This window comes from Mesorhizobium sp. A556 (assembly GCF_054489545.1).
On record NZ_JBTMXA010000002.1, the window covers coordinates 632,135 to 650,455 of the forward strand.

18 protein-coding genes are annotated in these 18,321 nt (G+C 62.4%); 13 read left to right on the top strand and 5 right to left on the bottom strand.

Annotated features, from left to right (window positions below):
- Window positions 1-136 precede the first annotated feature (136 nt).
- The 3 genes from ACX3P0_RS07685 to ACX3P0_RS07695 are packed head-to-tail and all read left to right on the top strand — an operon-like array spanning window position 137 to window position 3,374.
- Complete coding sequence (locus tag ACX3P0_RS07685) at window positions 137-853, top strand: XdhC family protein (protein ID WP_459087704.1); 717 nt, start codon at window positions 137-139, stop codon at window positions 851-853.
- Window positions 850-2,463, top strand: a complete 1,614-nt coding sequence (locus ACX3P0_RS07690) for an NTP transferase domain-containing protein (protein ID WP_459087706.1) — start codon at window positions 850-852, stop codon at window positions 2,461-2,463. Before ACX3P0_RS07685 ends, ACX3P0_RS07690 begins: the two co-directional genes overlap by 4 nt.
- Window positions 2,463-3,374: an alpha/beta hydrolase family protein gene (locus ACX3P0_RS07695; protein ID WP_459087708.1), complete on the top strand. Its 912-nt coding sequence runs from the start codon at window positions 2,463-2,465 to the stop codon at window positions 3,372-3,374. Before ACX3P0_RS07690 ends, ACX3P0_RS07695 begins: the two co-directional genes overlap by 1 nt.
- A gap of 3 nt (window positions 3,375-3,377) precedes the next feature.
- Here the strand turns inward: ACX3P0_RS07695 and ACX3P0_RS07700 are convergent, their stop codons facing one another.
- The gene (locus ACX3P0_RS07700; protein ID WP_459087710.1) at window positions 3,378-4,409 is read right to left on the bottom strand and encodes a DUF1176 domain-containing protein; all 1,032 of its coding nucleotides are present in this window, start codon (window positions 4,407-4,409) and stop codon (window positions 3,378-3,380) included.
- Between the two features lie 47 nt (window positions 4,410-4,456).
- Between ACX3P0_RS07700 and ACX3P0_RS07705 the strand changes: the two genes are divergently transcribed.
- Window positions 4,457-5,044 (top strand): DUF1993 domain-containing protein, encoded by a 588-nt coding sequence (locus ACX3P0_RS07705; protein ID WP_459087711.1) that lies wholly within the window; start codon window positions 4,457-4,459, stop codon window positions 5,042-5,044.
- Window positions 5,045-5,051: 7 nt separating this feature from the next.
- Here the strand turns inward: ACX3P0_RS07705 and ACX3P0_RS07710 are convergent, their stop codons facing one another.
- Window positions 5,052-5,216: a hypothetical protein gene (locus tag ACX3P0_RS07710; RefSeq protein ID WP_459079787.1), complete on the bottom strand. Its 165-nt coding sequence runs from the start codon at window positions 5,214-5,216 to the stop codon at window positions 5,052-5,054.
- A 233-nt stretch (window positions 5,217-5,449) separates the two neighbouring features.
- Between ACX3P0_RS07710 and ACX3P0_RS07715 the strand changes: the two genes are divergently transcribed.
- From ACX3P0_RS07715 to ACX3P0_RS07740, 6 genes are all read left to right on the top strand, one after another.
- Window positions 5,450-5,911, top strand: a complete 462-nt coding sequence (locus tag ACX3P0_RS07715) for a hypothetical protein (RefSeq protein WP_459087713.1) — start codon at window positions 5,450-5,452, stop codon at window positions 5,909-5,911.
- A gap of 239 nt (window positions 5,912-6,150) precedes the next feature.
- Entirely contained in the window at window positions 6,151-6,399 is a 249-nt protein-coding gene (locus tag ACX3P0_RS07720) for a ParB N-terminal domain-containing protein (RefSeq protein ID WP_459087715.1), read from the top strand.
- A 27-nt stretch (window positions 6,400-6,426) separates the two neighbouring features.
- Window positions 6,427-6,804, top strand: a complete 378-nt coding sequence (gene crcB / locus ACX3P0_RS07725) for a fluoride efflux transporter CrcB (RefSeq protein ID WP_459087717.1) — start codon at window positions 6,427-6,429, stop codon at window positions 6,802-6,804.
- A gap of 37 nt (window positions 6,805-6,841) precedes the next feature.
- Window positions 6,842-7,828 carry an RluA family pseudouridine synthase gene (locus ACX3P0_RS07730; protein ID WP_459087719.1) on the top strand — a complete coding sequence of 329 codons (987 nt, stop codon included), beginning with the start codon at window positions 6,842-6,844 and terminating at the stop codon, window positions 7,826-7,828.
- 138 nt (window positions 7,829-7,966) lie between these two features.
- Entirely contained in the window at window positions 7,967-8,893 is a 927-nt protein-coding gene (locus tag ACX3P0_RS07735) for a DMT family transporter (RefSeq protein WP_459087720.1), read from the top strand.
- A 27-nt stretch (window positions 8,894-8,920) separates the two neighbouring features.
- The gene (locus tag ACX3P0_RS07740) at window positions 8,921-9,712 is read left to right on the top strand and encodes an ATP12 family chaperone protein (protein ID WP_459087722.1); all 792 of its coding nucleotides are present in this window, start codon (window positions 8,921-8,923) and stop codon (window positions 9,710-9,712) included.
- Between the two features lie 79 nt (window positions 9,713-9,791).
- Here ACX3P0_RS07740 and glnA read toward each other — a convergent pair whose 3' ends face one another.
- Complete coding sequence (gene glnA, locus ACX3P0_RS07745; RefSeq protein WP_459079794.1) at window positions 9,792-11,201, bottom strand: type I glutamate--ammonia ligase; 1,410 nt, start codon at window positions 11,199-11,201, stop codon at window positions 9,792-9,794.
- Window positions 11,202-11,246: 45 nt separating this feature from the next.
- Window positions 11,247-11,585, bottom strand: a complete 339-nt coding sequence (locus tag ACX3P0_RS07750; RefSeq protein ID WP_459079795.1) for a P-II family nitrogen regulator — start codon at window positions 11,583-11,585, stop codon at window positions 11,247-11,249.
- A 337-nt stretch (window positions 11,586-11,922) separates the two neighbouring features.
- Between ACX3P0_RS07750 and ACX3P0_RS07755 the strand changes: the two genes are divergently transcribed.
- Window positions 11,923-13,443, top strand: coding sequence for an NAD(P)H-hydrate dehydratase (locus tag ACX3P0_RS07755; protein WP_459087723.1), 1,521 nt, complete (start codon window positions 11,923-11,925; stop codon window positions 13,441-13,443).
- Between the two features lie 64 nt (window positions 13,444-13,507).
- Window positions 13,508-16,414, top strand: a complete 2,907-nt coding sequence (locus ACX3P0_RS07760; RefSeq protein WP_459087725.1) for a valine--tRNA ligase — start codon at window positions 13,508-13,510, stop codon at window positions 16,412-16,414.
- A gap of 158 nt (window positions 16,415-16,572) precedes the next feature.
- On the opposite strand, the gene ACX3P0_RS07765 is transcribed toward ACX3P0_RS07760, so the two are convergent.
- Window positions 16,573-16,788 carry a hypothetical protein gene (locus ACX3P0_RS07765; RefSeq protein WP_459087727.1) on the bottom strand — a complete coding sequence of 72 codons (216 nt, stop codon included), beginning with the start codon at window positions 16,786-16,788 and terminating at the stop codon, window positions 16,573-16,575.
- A gap of 69 nt (window positions 16,789-16,857) precedes the next feature.
- Here ACX3P0_RS07765 and ACX3P0_RS07770 point away from each other — a divergent pair, with 69 nt between their 5' ends.
- Window positions 16,858-18,075, top strand: coding sequence for an outer membrane protein transport protein (locus ACX3P0_RS07770; protein WP_459087729.1), 1,218 nt, complete (start codon window positions 16,858-16,860; stop codon window positions 18,073-18,075).
- The last annotated feature ends 246 nt before the right edge of the window (window positions 18,076-18,321 follow it).

Genomic DNA, 18,321 nt, shown 5'->3' on the forward strand with positions numbered 1-18,321 from the left:
CAAAATGCGGGAGGGCGGACTGCAAATCGCGATATTCTGCGCTTCCGGTGCTCACGTACCCGAATGTACGCTCCGCTCCGGTTCTCGAATCTCCCGATTCTCGCCATGCCCTGACGTATTTTGAAATGGTGCCAAGATGGATATTTCCAAGCTGAAAACCCTCAACGCCGAGCGCCGATCCCGTCGCGCGGTCATGCTGGTTACCGACCTTGACGAGGGCAGCGACCGGATCGTGCACGAGGCCGACGCCATCGAAGGCGAGCTTGGCGAGGCCGTAAAAAAAGCGTTCCAGAGCGGCAAGTCGGGCACGGTCGAAGCCGACGGCAAAACCTATTTCCTCAATGCCCATTTGCCGCATGCGCGCCTGGTCATCATCGGCGCGGTGCATATCAGCCAGGCGCTGGCGCCGATGGCCAAGATCGCCGGTTATCCGGTGGAAATCATCGATCCGCGCACCGCCTTCGCCAGCCCGGAACGGTTTCCCGATATCACGCTGCATGCCGAATGGCCGCAGGATGTGCTGAAGCACAGGCCGCTCGACACCTTCACCGGACTGATTCTCGTTACGCACGATCCGAAGATCGACGATTTCGCGCTGAAGGCCGGGCTTGATGCCGGCTGCTTCTACATCGGTGCGCTTGGCAGCCGCAAGACGCACGCCAAGCGTGTCGTGCGCATGCTGGCGATGGGTGCCACGCCCGAACAGATCGAGCGCATCCACGCCCCGATCGGCCTCGATATCGGTGCGGCCAGCCCGGCTGAAATCGCGGTTGCCGTGCTGGCGCAGGCGATCCGGGCGCTGCGCACGCGCGGCCTCGACGGGCAGCGGCCGGCGAAGGGAGAGGCGGCATGAAATTCGGGCCGGTTGCCATCGGCGAGGCGGAAGGCTCGATCCTCGCGCATTCCACGGTTGCCGGCGAAAAGCGCTTCCGCAAGGCGCATCTCCTGACGGGCGAGGATGTCGAAATCCTGCGCGCAGCCGGCTTCGACGAAATCACCGTCGCCATTCTCGATGACAACGACGTCGAGGAGAACGCCGCCGCTGCCCACATTGCCGAGGCGTTGCGCTTTTCCGGGGCGACAGCCAAGCCGGCCGCCACCGGCCGCGTCAACATTTTTGCCGATGGCGACGGGGTCTTTACCGTCGACAGGGCGCTGGTCGATGCCGTCAACCGCGTCGATCCCGATGTGACGCTGGCGACGCTGGCCGAATTTGCGCCGGTGGTCGAGGGCCAGATGGTGGCGACGGTTAAGATCATCCCCTTTGCCGTCGCAAGACCGGTCATCGACACTATCCTCGATTTGGCCGGCAGCCGGCAGGCTTTTGCCGTCCACGCCTACAAGCCATTCTCCGTTGGCATCGTGCAGACCATGCTGCCCAGCCTCAAGATGAGCGTGCTCGACAAGACGCTGCGCGTGACCGAGGAGCGGCTGGCGCGCTCCGGCAGCACCGTTCTGGCCGAAATGCGCACGCCGCATGTCGCTGCCGACGTGGAAAAGGCCATCCGGGAACTCAGCCCCCAAAGCGACATGGTGCTGGTGTTCGGCGCTTCCGCCATGAGCGATCCCGACGACGACGTCATTCCCGCGGCCATCAAGGCCTCTGGCGGCCATGTCTATCGCTCGGGCATGCCGGTCGATCCGGGCAATCTGTTCGTGCTGGGCGAGCGCGACGGCAAGCCGGTGCTGGGCGCGCCGGGCTGTGCGCGCAGCCCCAAGGCCAACGGCTTCGACTGGGTGCTGGACCGCCTGATTTCCGGTATCGGCGTCACCGCCGACGATATTGCCGGCATGGGCGTCGGCGGGCTTTTGATGGAAATCCCGACCCGCCCGCAGCCGCGCGAACCGCTGCCGGTGCCGTTGCACCCGCAAGTGCCCGTGGTGCTGCTCGCCGCCGGGCGCTCCAGCCGCATGGGCGGGCCAAACAAGCTTCTGGCCTCTTTCGACGGCAAGCCGCTGATCCGCCGCGCAGCCGAATGCGCGCTGGCCTCGAAGGCGGCGGGGGCCATCGTCGTCACCGGTCACCAGCATGAGCGGGTGGAGGAAGCACTGGCGGGGCTGGACCTGACCTTCGCCGCCAATCTCGATTTCGCCAGTGGCCTGTCGTCGTCGCTGAAGGCCGGCATCGCCAGGGTTTCGGGCGAGGCAGCGGGCGCCATGATCCTGCTTGGCGACATGCCGGGCGTCTCGACCGCTGACCTCGACCGGCTGATCGAGGCGTTTCGCGCCGCTCAGGGAAAATCGGTGGTGCGCGCCACGCATGAAGGCCATCGCGGCAACCCGGTCATCCTGCCGCGCTCGCTGTTTGCGGCGGTCGCGCATCTGGAAGGCGACACCGGCGCGCGCCATCTGGTCGAGGCCGAAGGACTGGACGTGATCGACGTGGAGATCGGCGCGGCGGCGTCGGTGGATGTGGATACGCCGGATGCGCTCAGCCGCGCCGGTGGGGTGTTGCAGGGGTGATGGTGGTTTTGCCGAAGGTTTTCGCTCGACGAAGGATCGTGGCGGCGGCCATTTCTACGCTGCTAGCCTTATCGCCGGCAGCCGCATCTGCCGAAACCTTGACCCTCAAACCCTACAAGGACGCCCTGTTCGCCTATCCGGCCGAATTGTCGAATGGCGACGGCGGCAAGTACCGCGTCATCGACTATCGCGAATTGCGCGATATCAACGCCCGCGATCAAGTCCCCGAGCGCCGGGTCCAGGCGAAATATGTCACGACCTCCGTCCGCTCGGTCCAGCAGGATCTCGTCCTCAACACCGATGCCGGCGCCATCCATCATGTCGCGGTTGGCAAGACCGCCGGTGCCGGCGTCATCGTGCTTTACCTGCACGGGCAGGGCGGCTCGCGAAAACAGGGCGTTGATGACTTCACCTTCGGCGGCAATTTCAACCGCATCAAGAACCTGATGGCGGCAAATAACGGCCTCTATTTGTCGCCCGATTTTTCCGATTTCGGCGACAAGGGGGCGGCGCAGGTGGCCGCCTTGATCGGCCACTACGCCGACCAATCGCCGGGCGCAAAAATCGTCGTCGCCTGCGGCTCGATGGGCGGCGCGCTATGCTGGAAGCTTGCCGGACGCAAGGATACCGGCAACCGCATCGGCGGGCTGATGCTGCTGGGTTCGCTATGGGACGAAGGCTTCTTCGCCAGCCCCGCCTTCAAGCGCAAGGTGCCGGTTTTCTTCGGACAGGGCAGCAAGGACCCGGTTTTCCCGGTCGAAAACCAGGAAGCCTTCTTTCGCTCGATCCTCGCCAGATCGAAGAATTATCCGGCGCGTTTCGTGCGCTTTGAAACCGGCACGCATGGCACGCCGATCCGCATGACCGACTGGCGCGAAACGCTCAACTGGATACTGTCGGCTGCTCCCTGAAGATCACGGCGCTGTATTGTAGTCGAGCACCGACTGCGGGTTGATCTCGCCGTCATAGGACGCATCCACGTCGAATTGCACCAGCGAGAATTGACCGTGGCGAAACAGCCAGACGCCCGACGTTCCCGCATCGCCCACGCCGCGCCATTTGGCGTGCGAGGTGATCGACTGGGTGCCATCGTCATAGCTTGAATTGACGAGTTGTTCGTCGGTCTGGTAGCCGATGATGCTGACAGCCTCGACCTTTTCCTGGTTGTCGGCGTTTTCGTAGCGGATATCGAGTTCGGGCGTGGCGAATTGCACCTGCCGCAGCGCGTCGGCGTCGGGCGACAGATAGTAGACCGCGCTCTCATTATACGCGCCCGCCGAGCAGAAGAAGCGGAACAGCCGCGCCGCCTTTTCGCCGCCATCGGTGCCGGAATAGTGGATGACATGCTCCTCCGGCTCGCCCCGCGCCTCGCCGCCGGGAAGCGTCGGGTCGCATTGCGCGCCATAGCCGGCGGCGAAAAGCGCCTTGGCCTTTTCCAGCATCGCGTCGCTTTTTGGCGGCGGCGGTCCGTCGCCGCAGCTTGCCGGCACGGCCTGTTCGAAGGCTTCGGTGGAGGGTTTCAGTTCGCCCTTTTCGATATGGATGGGGTTGAAAGGCGGTTCCTGGATTTGCCCGTTGACCTGCCGCAGCGTGTAGCAACCGGCAAAGACTTTTTCGCTGCCGTCCGTGGTAACGGCGCGGATCGCCACCGGCACCGTGAAGTAGATGCTGCCGGCCGCCCCTTCGCTGGCCTCGCCGCCGGTTTCGACATCGACATGATCGGTGCCCTCGAAGCCCTTGACGAAGGCGTCGAAATCCTTGGCCGGCTTGGCCTCTCCGAAATAATCCCAGGCGCGCGCATATTCGTGGCGGTTGACCGCATTGTAGAGTGATTTCATGACGGCTTGCGCGCTTGAGCGATCATCCAGATAGGTAGGTTCAGCCGAAAAGGCGGGCGCACCTGCCAGTGCGCAAAAAATGGCTGCGGCGAATGGGGCTTTTCTCATCGCGAATCTCCGCTCGACTCGGGCGTGATCGTAACAGGGATTGCGGCATGCCCGTGGCGCTTGAAAAATCGCTGGCGAAGGCGCTACCTCGCAACACGGTAATTCTAACCGTTTCAGGAGAAATCAACGTGTCCATTTCCATGTACGAGGCATCCGTGCCTGTGTTTTCCGCTCGCTTGAAGGCGCTGTCCGGCGTGCTTGCGGCGGCCGAGAAAAATGCCGCCGAGCGCAAGATCGATCCGCAGGTGTTCGTGACGGCACGGCTGGCGCCAGATATGTATGCGCTGGCCAGGCAGGTGCAGATCGCCACCGATCACGCCAAGGGTGCCCCCTCGCGCCTGGCTGGGCGCGAGGTGCCGAAATATGACGACGACGAGGCCAGCTTCGCCGAGCTTCAGGCCCGCATCGACAAGACGCTCGCCTATCTGGCGACGTTTTCCGCAGCGGAATTCGAAGGCTCTGACGACCGGACGGTCCAGATCAGGCTTGGCGGCAACGACATGGCATTGAGCGGTTTGCGCTATCTGCTCGATGTCGCCATGCCGAATTTCTATTTCCACGTCACCACCGCCTACAACATCCTGCGCCACAATGGCGTGCCGCTGGGCAAGGCCGTGTTCCTGCGGGGCCATTGATACGATCTCAGCGCATCGCCACCTGGCGGGCGATGCGCGGGAAATCGGCCGGCTTGACGGCAGGGTCGGTGCGCTCCGCATGGCTCATGGCATGAAGGAGCGCCAGCGAGGATCGGTAGTGTGCCTGTTCCGGCAGACGGGGGCGGGAAAACAATTCGGTCAAGAACCCCATGGTCAGGCTCCTTTGTTGTTCCTCCCGCAAAACGGATACCGCTGAATCGTGACAATTGTGCGGTGCAATATTCCGTGTGCCGTCCTGCAATTGCCTAAATTTCGAGCGACCCCCGGAAAGTAATTTTAACCTACGGCGCTTAGTGTGTGACCAGGGCGCATCGGTGTCGTGCGTCGCTGAAAAAGAGCGGGAGGCGGGAAATCGCCAGCGGGGTCAACAGGAATTTCGCGGCTGTGCTCGACGATCTTTTCGCCGCGCCCGAGCCGGTGGAAGATCGGGGGCGCAAGCCGTCCATCCCCTTCGACTATCTGGCTGTGGCCGAGGAGCTTCATTCCGGCCGCATCAAAGTATCGGGCGAGGCATTCGGAGCCGAACAGCGCGAGTACCGGGAGGCGACGCTCGATCCCGCATCGGAATTCGCCGAGATTCTCGACCAGGCCGAACGCGCCGCAGCCGCGCTGGAGGCCGAGCAGACGCTGCCGCCGGCGGACCCGGTGTCGATTGCCGCCGAATTGCGGCTGGATGCCACGTCGACTGTCGCCGATTTCAGCCGTCTTCGCCGCACCTTCGCCTTCTCCAACCACCCGGACCGGGTGGCCCCGCATTTGCGCCAGCGCGCCATCGAGCGGATGCAGATCGCCAACATGTTGATCGACGATGCACGGCGCAAAGCGCTGGCTGCCACGAAACGCTAAGAGTCTATTCGTTAACTCGCCCAGCCGGCCACCTGACGCAACTTTCTGCGCTTCCGGTGCTCACGTACTGTAGTACGCTCCGCTCCGGTTCTCGAAAGTCACGCCATATGACTCGGCTGGACGAGTTATCAAACAGACTCTAAATCTCCGATCAGATGGAGCGGTGCCGGTATCGGCGCTTGGCCTGCCCCGCGAAACGCTCTATCCAGATGGGAGAAATCTCATTTGCCGGAGCGGCCATGCTGAGAGCGGAAAAGGTCAAGGTCGACGACATCTATGTGCCGACCGCGCGCAGGAAGACGTTGCACCCCGAAACGGTGCGGCATCTGGCCGAGGATATCCTGGAAAACGGCATGAAGATGCCGATCCAGGTGCGCCATGACGGCAAGCGCCACATTCTGGTCGAGGGTCTGCATCGGCTGGAAGCGGCGAAGTGGCTGGGCGAAACCACCATCGACGCTTATCTTGTGCAGGCCAAGCGGCACTGAGTTTTTTGCCTCATCAGGATTATCGAGATGGTCCACCTCCTCCTTGTTGCCGCTGGCGGTGCAATCGGCGCCGGCCTTCGCCATCTGGCTAATCTCGGCACACTGCGCCTTGTCGGTCCGAATTTTCCATGGGGCACGATGGCCATCAACATCGTTGGCTCGTTTGTCATGGGCTTGTTCATTGCCCTTCTCGGGCGGCGGTTCGGCGGCTCCAACGAATTGCGCATGTTCGTCGCTACCGGCATATTGGGTGGCTTCACCACCTTCTCGTCATTCTCGCTCGATTTCGCCACGTTGTGGGAGCGCGGCACGCCGCTTCCGGCAATGGGCTATGCGCTCGCCAGCGTCATCGGTGCGATCGTTGCGGTGTTTCTGGGACTTTGGCTCGCAAGAACCGTTTCTTAGTGCTATCCCCGCGCTTCGAAACGAGTAGAAGAAGCAAATGGCAGGCGTTGAACAGATAACGGTGGAAGCCGGCGAGGCGGGCATGCGGCTCGATCGTTGGTTCAAGACCCATTTTCCGGGGCTCGGCTTCGGTCATTTGCAAAAGCTGCTGCGCTCCGGCCAGATCCGCGTCGATGGTGGCCGGGTCAAGGCCGACACGCGCATCGAGCCCGGCCAGCAGGTGCGCATTCCGCCGCTGGAAGTCGACAAGAAGGGCGGCGTCGGCGAACACCTCACCGGCCATTCGATCCGCAATCAAGACGATGGCGACGTTCTCTCCAAGATGCTGATCTATGAGGATGAAAAGGTTTTCGTCTTCAACAAGCCGCCGGGCCTGGCCGTGCAGGGCGGTTCCGGCGTTACCCGCAATGTCGATGACATGCTGGAGGCATGGCGCAGCAAGAAGGGCGAAAAGCCGCGCCTCGTCCATCGGCTCGACCGCGACACGTCCGGCGTGCTGGTGATTGCCCGCACGCGGCTTGCCGCCATGAAGCTTGCCGAGGCTTTTCGCGCGCGGGAGACCGAGAAAACGTATTGGGCGCTGGTCAAGGGCGTGCCGCCCAAGCGCGAAGACAAGATTTCCACCTGGCTGATCAAGGAGCCGACGCCGGAAGGCGACCGCGTGCGCGTCGCGAAACATGGCGAAAAGGGTGCCGATCACGCGGTGTCCTACTACCGCATCATCGAACAGGCGGCGCAGGCGCTGACCTGGCTGGAGATGCAGCCGCATACCGGCCGCACCCATCAGCTGCGCGTCCATGCCGCTTATCTGGGTTGTCCCATCATCGGCGATCCGAAATATTTCGAGGCCGACACCAACTGGGATTTTCCAGGCGGCATGCAGAACCGCCTGCATCTGCACGCGCGCCGCATCCGCATTCCGCACCCCGACAAGGGCGTCATCGACGTCACCGCGCCGATGCCGCAGCATATGCGCCAGAGCTGGAACCTGATCGGCTTCGACGATGCGAGCGCCGAGGACTGATCCCGGTTCAGATAAGATCACGCTTCGAGTGAGAAAATTGAATTTGAGCGTGGTTCCCAAACGTGGGAACCGCTTTTCAGGCGGCGTTCAAATGAAGCGATCGGTTCCGCTTCCGTCGAATGGAACAGGTGTGAAATCATGAGCAGCACAACCGGGGTGTTGGACCGCCGCGATGCGGTCGATACGGCCGCCGCCCTCATCATGATCGGCCTGACCTTCTCCTGGGGGCTGAACTACGTCGCGGCCAAGCTTTCCTACACCGGCTTCGACCCGGTCTTCTTGTCGATTGCTCGCTCGGTCATCGGCGGCGGCCTTGTCTTTGTCTGGTGCCGCTGGCGCGGCATCGTCCTGTTCAGGCGGGACGGTACGCTGTGGGCCGGCGTGCTTGTCGGCGCACTGTTCGGGCTGGAATTCCTGTTTCTCTATATCGGGCTGGAGCGCACCACGGTCGTGCGCAATACGCTGCTGGTCAACGCAATGCCGTTCTGGATGCTGCTTGGCGGGCATTTTCTGCTCGGCGAACATTTTACCGCGAAAAAACTCTTCGGCCTGCTTCTGGCCTTTGCCGGCCTCGTCGTCGTCTTTTCCGACAAGATCGGTGGCGGCGGTGGCGACGCCACGCTGGTCGGCGACCTCTTGAGCCTTGCCGCCGGCATTTTATGGGCGCTGTCGAACATCGTCATCAAGCGTTCGAAAAAACTGGAACAGTCGAGCGCCGAAAAATTGCTCCTCTACCAACTGGCAGGCGCCGCCGTGATCGGCATGCTGGTGCTGCCGTTTTCCGGGCCTGCCATTCGCGACCTGACGATCGTGCCGGTGTTGGCGCTGGCGTTCCAGGGCATCTACATCGTCGCCTTCACCTATGTGCTGTGGTTCTGGCTGCTGCGGCGCTATCCCGCATCCGGCCTGACCAGCTTTGCTTTTCTAAGCCCGGCCTTCGGCGTATTGTGCGGCGCGGTGTTCCTCGGAGAACCGCTGACGGCACGGATATTCCTGGCGCTGGCCCTGATCGCCGCCGGGCTTATCATCGTCAACCGCCCGGTACGCCGGACAATTCCGCTATGATAGCAATTCCGACCTGTTGAGGCCGCTATGCGCGACATTCTGAACGATCTTGAAGCCGGAAAATTCCTGTCCGATCCGGACCCGGTGCGCCGCGCGCAAATCCAGATGAAGACGCACCTGCCCAGGCGCTTTTACAAGACCGCTTCGGTGGCGCCGGTGGACGACGGCTTTGCCGTCCATCTCGACGGCAAGCCGGTGCGCACGCCGACCAGGGCGCTGCTGGCGGTGCCGACCGAAAAGGCGGCGGGCCTCGTCGCGGAAGAATTTTCCGCGCAGGTCGACGTCATCGACCCGGTCAAAATGCCGGTGATGCGGCTGGTCAACACGGCGCTGGACGGTGTCGTCAACGACCCGCAGGCGGTGCTGGAAGACATTTTGCGCTTCGCGGCGAGCGACATGCTGTTCTATCGGGCCGATGCGCCGCAAGGGCTGGTGGAGCGGGAGAATGAGCATTGGGACCCGGTGCTCGACTGGGTGCGGGCCACGCTCGGCGCTCGGTTCAACCTCGCTGAAGGCGTCACCCATGTCGACCAGCCGCGCGAATCGATCGCGGTGCTTGGCGTCCATCTCGCGCAGCGCGCCGAGCCGCTGCGGCTGGCGGCACTCCATCTGATGACATCGCTGACCGGCTCGGCGCTTCTGGCACTGGCGGTCGATTTCGGTGAACTTGATGCCGATGCGGTATGGCTTGCTGCCCATGTCGACGAGGACTGGCAGATCGATCAATGGGGCCAGGACGCCGAAGCCGTCGCCCGCCGCAACGCCCGCCACCGCGATTTCCTGGCCGCCGTAGCGCTGCTCGAGGCGCTGCGCGATTGACAGTTCGGCCCTTGCCGTAACGAACAAGAAAAGACCCCGGCGTTGGTTTCCCCGGGGTCTTTTTATTGGGTCGAAAAAATCAGACCGAATAATACATGTCGAATTCGACCGGGTGCGGCGTCATTTCAAAGCGCATCACTTCGGCCATCTTCAGTTCGATATAGCTGTCGATCTGGTCGTCGTCGAACACACCGCCGGCTTTCAGGAAGCCGCGATCCTTGTCGAGGCTCTGCAGCGCTTCGCGCAGCGAACCGCACACGGTCGGGATCTTTTTCAGTTCTTTCGGCGGCAGGTCGTACAGGTCCTTGTCCATCGGCTGGCCGGGGTGGATCTTGTTCTTGATGCCGTCGAGACCGGCCATCAGCAGGGCCGAGAAGGCGAGGTAGGGATTCGCGCCCGGATCGGGGAAACGGACTTCGAGGCGCTTTGCTTTCGGCGAGGTGCCGAACGGGATGCGGCAGGAGGCCGAGCGGTTGCGCGCCGAATAAGCCAGCAGCACCGGCGCTTCATAGCCCGGCACCAGCCGCTTGTAGGAATTGGTCAGCGGGTTGGTGAAGGCGTTGATCGCCTTGGCGTGCTTGATGACGCCGCCGATGAAGAACAGGCAGGTTTCCGACAACCCGGCATATTCGTTGCCGGCAAACGTCGGCTTGCCGCCCTTCCAGATCGACATGTTGACGTGCATGCCCGAGCCGTTGTCGCCAAAAATCGGCTTCGGCATGAAGGTCGCCGTCTTGCCATAGGCGTTGGCGACCTGGTGCACGACATATTTGTAGATCAGGATCTTGTCGGCGTTGCGCACCAGCGTGTCGAACTTGATGCCGAGTTCGTGCTGGGCGGCGGCAACCTCGTGATGGTGCTTTTCGACGTGAACGCCCATCTCCTGCATCACGGTGAGCATTTCCGAGCGCATGTCCTGGCACGAATCGACAGGCGGAACCGGAAAATAGCCGCCCTTGACGCGCGGACGGTGGCCCAGATTGCCGGTTTCGTAGTCGGTGTCGTCGTTCGAAGGCAGTTCCGAGGAGTCCAGCTTGAAGCCGGTATTGTAGGGATCGCACTTGTACTTCACGTCGTCGAAGATGAAGAACTCGGCTTCCGGTCCGATATAGATGGTGTCGCCGATGCCCTCGGCCTTCATATAGGCTTCCGCCTTCTTGGCGATGCCGCGCGGGTCGCGGTTATAGGCCTCGCCGGAGATCGGATCGAGGATGTCGCACAGGATAACCATGGTCGACTGCGCGAAGAACGGGTCCATATGGACCGATTCCGGGTCGGGCATCAGTACCATGTCGCTTTCGTTGATGGCCTTCCAGCCCTGGATGGAGGAGCCGTCGAACATGACGCCATCGGCGAAGGTGTCTTCCTCGATCTCTCCGATGTCCATGGTTACATGGTGCAGTTTGCCCTTGGGGTCGGTGAAGCGCAGGTCGACGAATTTAACGTCGTTGTCCTTGATCTGCTTCATGATGTCGGCGGCTGTCGTCATGTTCTGTTTTTCCTGTAATGACGTTTGAAACTTGATCGGAACGGCTCAGACGGCGTCCATGCCGGTTTCGCCGGTGCGGATGCGCACCACTTCCTCGATGTTGGAAACGAAAATCTTGCCGTCGCCGATGCGCCCGGTCTGTGCGGCCTTGCGGATGGCTTCCACGGCGGCCTCGACGGAATCGTCGCCCAGCACCAGTTCGATCTTCACCTTGGGCAGGAAGTCGACGACATATTCCGCGCCGCGATAAAGCTCGGTGTGGCCCTTCTGGCGCCCGAAACCCTTGGCCTCGGTGACGGTGATGCCTTGCAGACCGGCTTCCTGAAGGGCCTCCTTCACTTCGTCCAGCTTGAACGGCTTGATGATCGCTTCGATTTTCTTCATGCCTGAGGCCTCCAGTTCGAAATGACGGGTTTTGCCCCGCTTGCCCAGTTAAAGCAGGAACCGTGCCAGTTGTGCTAAGCGGGTTGCGCTGCGGGGATTTTCTGGACACGCACCGCTTCCGTGAGGGATTTTACGCCAAGAGAGCCGAAGACGCGAGCAGCGCGCCGGGCGCCCATAATTTCGCCTGCCTATTATTTGTGCAGGAAGCCTGTTTCGCGGGCGTTTTCGAACCTGCGACCCCGTCGTCCCGAACGACATGTGCTTCCAGGATCGTTGCCGGGTCGTTGCCTCCGGCCGAAAACTGGTCGATGTACGCTTGAGAAGAAACGGATCGCCCATGCACATTGAACTTCTTACCCCCGCCGAAATGGCAGGCGCCGACCGGCTGGCAATTGAATGCGGCCCGCTCGACGGCATCGGCCTGATGCGCCGTGCCGGCGAGGCGGTCGCCTGCGTAGTGCTGGCGCGGTATCCGGCGGCAAGGCGCGTGCATGTTCTGTGCGGCCCGGGCAACAACGGCGGCGACGGCTATGTGGTCGCGCGGCTTTTGCGCGAGAGCGGCGTCGACGTGTGCGTATGGGCATCCGGCACGCCGAAGCCGGGCAGCGATGCGGCACTTGCCGCAGCCGAATGCCCGGTCGTTCCCAGGCCGCTGGCCGAATTTGATGGGCAGGCGGGTTCGCTCGTCGTCGATGCACTCTACGGTGCAGGACTATCAAAGCCCATGGCCGGCGATGCCGCTCGCGCCGTTGAAGTCACAACGGCGCGGAGACTGCCGGTCATCGCTGTCGATCTGCCGTCCGGCATTTCCGGCGAGAGAGGCAGGGTTTTGGGAAGCGCCTTTCGCGCGGAAATTACGGTAACGTTCGCGCGCAAGAAGCCCGGCCACCTGCTGTTGCCGGGCCGCGAATGCTGCGGCGAGACCGTGCTGGCCGACATCGGCATCGCTGACGCCATCATCGAGCAACTTGCCGCCAAAACCTTCGAGAACACGCCGGCTTTGTGGCAGCCCGATTTCCCGGTGCCGGCCGTCGATACGCATAAATACAAGCGCGGCCATGTCGGCGTCTTTTCCGGCGGGCCATCAGCGACGGGTGCGGCACGGCTCTCCGCGCTCGCTGCCGCGCGCAGTGGGGCAGGGGCGGTCACCGTGCTTTCGCCGGCCAACGCCATGCAGGTCAACGCGGCGCACCTGATCTCGATCATGCTGCGCAAAGTCGGCGATACCGTCGATCTCACTGCCTATCTCGATGACAAGCGCCCGTCCGCTTTCGTGCTCGGCCCCGGTTTCGGTGTTGGCGAAAAGGCGCAAAAGTTCGTGCTAGCCGTGCTGGGCGACGGGCAAGGGCGAGAAAATGGCGTCGAAGGGCTGGTCCTTGATGCTGACGGCATCACCTCCTTTCGCGATGCGCCCGCCTCGCTTTTCATCACCGCTGGGGCAAAAGGCGCGCCAGCGCTGGTGATGACGCCGCATGAGGGCGAATTTTCACGCCTCTTTTCCAACCTTGCCGGCGATGAAAGCCTATCCAAGCTGGAAAAAGCCCGAAAAGCCGCCCAGCGCGCGCATGCCGTCATCGTCTACAAGGGTGCCGATACGGTGATCGCCGCCCCCGACGGCCGCGCCGCCATCAACGCCAACGGCGCACCCTGGCTGGCGACCGCAGGCTCCGGCGATGTGCTGGCCGGGCTCATCGCAGGCCTGCTGGCGCAAGGCATGCCGGCCTTCGAGGCAGCGTGTGCCGCGGTATGGCTGCATGCCGAAGCCGGCCGCCGCTTCGGGCCGGGCCTGATCGCTGAGGATTTGCCTTTGGCGCTGCTGCCGGTATTGCGGGAACTTGTAGGCGCGTCTCGCGGTTGACTTGGCCACGGCCTTCCGATTTACCGTGACCTCAAAATCCCCGACAGCGCGGACACCTTATCCCATGCTTGAAAAAACCTACGACGCCAAAGCCGTCGAGCCGAAAATCGCCAAAATATGGGAAGAGGCCGATGCTTTCCGGGCCGGCGCGGGTGCGGAAGAGGGCGCCGAGCCCTTCACCATCGTCATCCCGCCGCCCAACGTCACCGGCTCGCTGCATATGGGCCATGCGCTCAACAACACGCTGCAGGACATTCTGGTGCGTTTCGAGCGCATGCGCGGCAAGAACGTCTTGTGGCAGCCGGGCATGGACCATGCCGGCATCGCGACGCAGATGGTGGTCGAGCGCAAGCTGGCGGAAAAAAACATCCGCCGTCGCGACCTTTCCCGCGAAGAATTCATCGATAAGGTCTGGGAGTGGAAGGCCGAGTCCGGCGGTGCGATCTTCAACCAGTTGAAGCGCCTGGGCGCTTCCGCCGACTGGTCACGCGAACGCTTCACCATGGACGAGGGCCTGTCCAAGGCCGTTCTGGAAGTGTTCGTAACGCTCTACAAGGAAGGGCTGATCTATCGCGGCAAGCGGCTGGTCAACTGGGACCCCAAGTTCGAGACGGCCATTTCCGACCTCGAAGTGGAGAACCGCGAAGTCGATGGCCATATGTGGCACTTCAAGTACCCGCTGGCCGGCGGCGAAACCTATACCTATGTCGAAAAGGATGCCGACGGCAGCGTCACCTTCCAGGAGGAGCGCAACTACATTTCCATCGCCACGACCCGGCCCGAGACCATGCTGGGCGACGGCGCGGTCGCGGTCCATCCGTCGGACGAACGCTACCAAGCCATCGTCGGCAAGCTGTGCGAAATCCCCGTCGGCCCGAAAGAGCATCGGCGGCTCATCCCGATCATCACCGACGAGTATCCGGACCCCACCTTTGGCTCCGGCGCGGTCAAGATTACCGGCGCGCATGACTTCAACGACTACCAGGTCGCTCGTCGCAACAAGATCCCGCTCTACCGGCTGATGAATACCGTCGCCGCGATGCGCGACGACGGCGAGCCCTATGCCGCATGTGCTGCCCTTGCAGCCGAGATCGTCCGCACCGGCGAACTGCCGAACGAATCCGATGTGGATGCGATCAATCTGGTGCCGGACGAGTATCGCGGTCTCGACCGCTACGAGGCTCGTAAGCGCATCGTTGAGGCCATCGACGCCGACGGCCTGGCCGTGACCGTCAAGGATGCGGACGGCAACGACGTCCCCCATGTCGAGAACAGGAAGATCATGCAGCCCTTCGGCGACCGGTCTGGCGTGGTCATCGAGCCGATGCTGACCGACCAATGGTTCGCTGACGCCAAGACGCTCGCCCAGCCGGCGATTGCCTCGGTGCGCGAGGGCCGCACCAATTTTGTCCCGAAGAACTGGGACAAAACCTATTTCCAGTGGATGGAAAACATCGAGCCGTGGTGCATCTCGCGCCAACTCTGGTGGGGTCATCAGATTCCGGCCTGGTACGGGCCGGATGGCGCGATCTTTGTCGAAAAGACCGAGGAGGCGGCGCTTGAAGCCGCGATCCAGCATTATCTGGCGCATGAAGGACCGTGGAAGGCCTGGGTCGAGGAAAAGCTCGAGAATTTCGAACCGGGCGACATCCTGACCCGCGACGAAGACGTGCTCGATACGTGGTTTTCTTCCGCCCTGTGGCCATTCTCGACACTTGGCTGGCCCGACAAGACGCCGGAACTGAAGACCTATTACCAGACCGATGTACTGGTCACCGGCTTCGATCTGATCTTCTTCTGGGTCGCCCGCATGATGATGATGGGCCTGCATTTCATGGACGAGGAGCCGTTCCATACGGTCTACATGCATGCGCTGGTGCGCGATAAGACCGGCGCGAAAATGTCGAAGTCGAAGGGCAACGTCATCGATCCGCTCGATCTCATCGATGAGTATGGCGCGGATGCGCTGCGTTTCACGCTGGCGATCATGGCGGCGCAAGGGCGCGACGTGAAGCTCGATCCGGCCCGCATCGCCGGCTACCGGAATTTCGGCACCAAGCTGTGGAACGCCACTCGCTTTGCCGAGATGAACGAAGTCGCGAGAAACGACGATTTCTGGCTGAACGATGCCAAGCTGGCGGTCAACCGCTGGATCCTGACCGAACTGACGCGCGCGGCACATGCCATCACCGAGGGCATCACCACCTATCGCTTCAACGAGGCGGCAAGTACGGCCTATCGCTTTGTCTGGAATACGGTCTGCGACTGGTATCTGGAACTGTTGAAGCCGGTGTTCATGGGCGACGACGAGGCCGCGAAAGCCGAAAGCCGCGCCTGCGTCGCCTTTGTGCTGGACGAGATCTACAAGCTGCTGCACCCGTTCATGCCGTTCATGACGGAGGAGCTTTGGGCCGAAACGGCGGGCGAGAGCGGCGAACGGCAATCGCTGCTGTGCCATGCGGCATGGCCGTCGCCGGATTTCGAGGATGCCGAGGCTGCAAGCGACATCAACTGGCTGATCGACCTGGTCACCGGCATTCGCTCGGTGCGCTCGGAAATGAACGTGCCGCCGGCGGCCATTGCGCCGCTTGTCGTCATCGGAGCCAGCGACGTCACCCGGCAGCGGCTTGAACGGCACGACTCGGCGATCAAGCGGCTGGCCCGCATCGGCGAGGTTTCGCTGGCCGCGACCGCGCCGAAGGGATCGGCCCAGATCGTGCTCAACGAGGCGACCATCTGCCTGCCGCTCGGCAGCCTGATCGACACCGCCGCCGAGGCCGCTCGTCTGCAAAAGGAACTGGCCAAGGCCACCGAAGAGATCGCACGCCTGCACAAGAAGCTGTCGAACGACAAATTCGTCGCCAACGCGCCGGAAGACGTGGTTGCCGTCGAGCGTGAAAAGCTGGCCGAATACCGCGAGACGCAGGAAAAGCTTTCGACCGCCCTGGCGCGGGTCCGCGACGCCGGCTGAGATCGGCATGGCGTTTCCCGTCTCCGCGGCGCGTCGCCGCTAGGCGGGAGCACGCGGCTTTCAGGCGCAGAAGACTCGGTGGTGATTCTAGCTGCATGCGGCGGTCGGTTACCGCCCTGAAGCGGTTTCCCGGCTTGGCAAACATTCATGCCGTTGCGTCAGCTTTGACGTAAGCGGAAAAATCTGCCGTATTGTTGCCGTAATGTAACAAACCCGGGTTTTTCCGGTAAAAGCCGGCGATTCTGGCTGTTTTTTGCAACCGTCGCGCTGTTTTCGCCAAAATCGGCATCCGCATCACAGCTTTTTGATGATTTTCGACGGGCGTCCGAATCCTGGTTCGGTTGGCGAAGGTGCGCGCGGATGCACAGTTCCAAATCGTTATTGCTCCGTTAACCAGAAGCCGCTCTATTTTTTAATCAGTTACTTTTCGGGGAGACTGGTTAATGAACAATTCGCGTTTGAAGGCGCTCTTTGGCGTCAGTGTCCTGTCGCTGGCAATGGGCGGAACAGCCTATGCGGGCGGCTTCGCGCGTGGCACCGCCGACACCGACCTCATCTACGAGGACGGCAATTTCAACATGCGCTCCGGCGTGACCTATGTGTCCCCGCGCCGCGAATTCAGCGGGAACCCGAACCCGACTCTCGTCGGCACCAGCTATACCGAGGATTACGTCATTCCCTCGGCGGCGATCAAACTCAACCTGACCGATAATCTTCGCTGTGTCGGAACGATGGTCCAGAACAATGGCGGTTCGACCAGGTACGATGCGCCGACAGTCAGCGGCAAGATTCTGGAAGAGTTCACCACCTACGAGACGGCGGCAACCTGCGGCGTCAGCTTCAATGCGGGGCAGGGCAAATTCTGGCTGCTCGGTGGCGGCTATGTCGAGACGTTCGGCTATCACCGCGAGAATTTCTACGGCCCGCTCGGCGGCGCGAAGCTCGATCTCGATGGCCGCAAGTTCGGCTACCGTATCGGCGCCGCGTACGAGATTCCGGAAATCGCGCTGCGCGGTCAGATCATGTATCGCTCCGGCACCAGCTATGGCGCCGATGGCATGATTTCGGCTCCGGCCGGCGTTCTTGCAGCCGCTACGGCGGGCACGCCGTTGGCCGCGCAATTCAACCAGATCGTCGGCCTGTACGGCCCGACCTTCCAGGTTCCGGTTGACGCGCTCGGCGTCGGCCGCCTGCCGCAGAGCGTCGACCTCAAGTTCCAGACCGGCATCGCGCCTGGCTGGCTGGCTTTCGGCTCCCTCAGATGGACCGATTGGAGCCGCACCACCACGCTTGACGTGCGCGCCGCCGCAACGGGCACGCCGATAACCGTCGACAAGTTCTACTGGAAGGACGGCTGGACCGTCACCGGCGGCGTCGGCCACTCGTTCAACGACACCGTTTCGGGGCTGGTCAGCCTGACCTGGGATCGCGGCGTGGGCACCGGGTGGGACCTGATGAGCGACACCTACACCGTCGCCACCGGCGTCTCGCTGAAGGATGTGCTGGGCGGCGAGCTGCGCGGCGGCGTCGGCTACACCTACATCTCGTCGGCGGCTGAAACCAAATATGGCGCGAACCCCGACATTACCGATTTAGGCGATCAGTCGGTCAAGGCCGGCCATGCCTTCGCTTTGAACCTCGGTTACAGCGTCAAGTGGTAAGGGATTCAATCTGCTAGCAAAAAGGCCGGGCGCGTCCCGGCCTTTTTTGTGTCCGCGTGCCGGAATTATCGGCGCGACGCGGCTTCGATCGGCAGTGGGGACACAGAATTGTGATGTTTCCGCAACAGTGGGTAACCATCCAGCCGGCTGCCGCCGGGCGGAGTCGAATTTGCCCATTTCCCGCCATAAACCCGGAGCACCTCGAATGTGTCTCGGGACACGCGCCATCCAGGCGGGGCGAGGAGA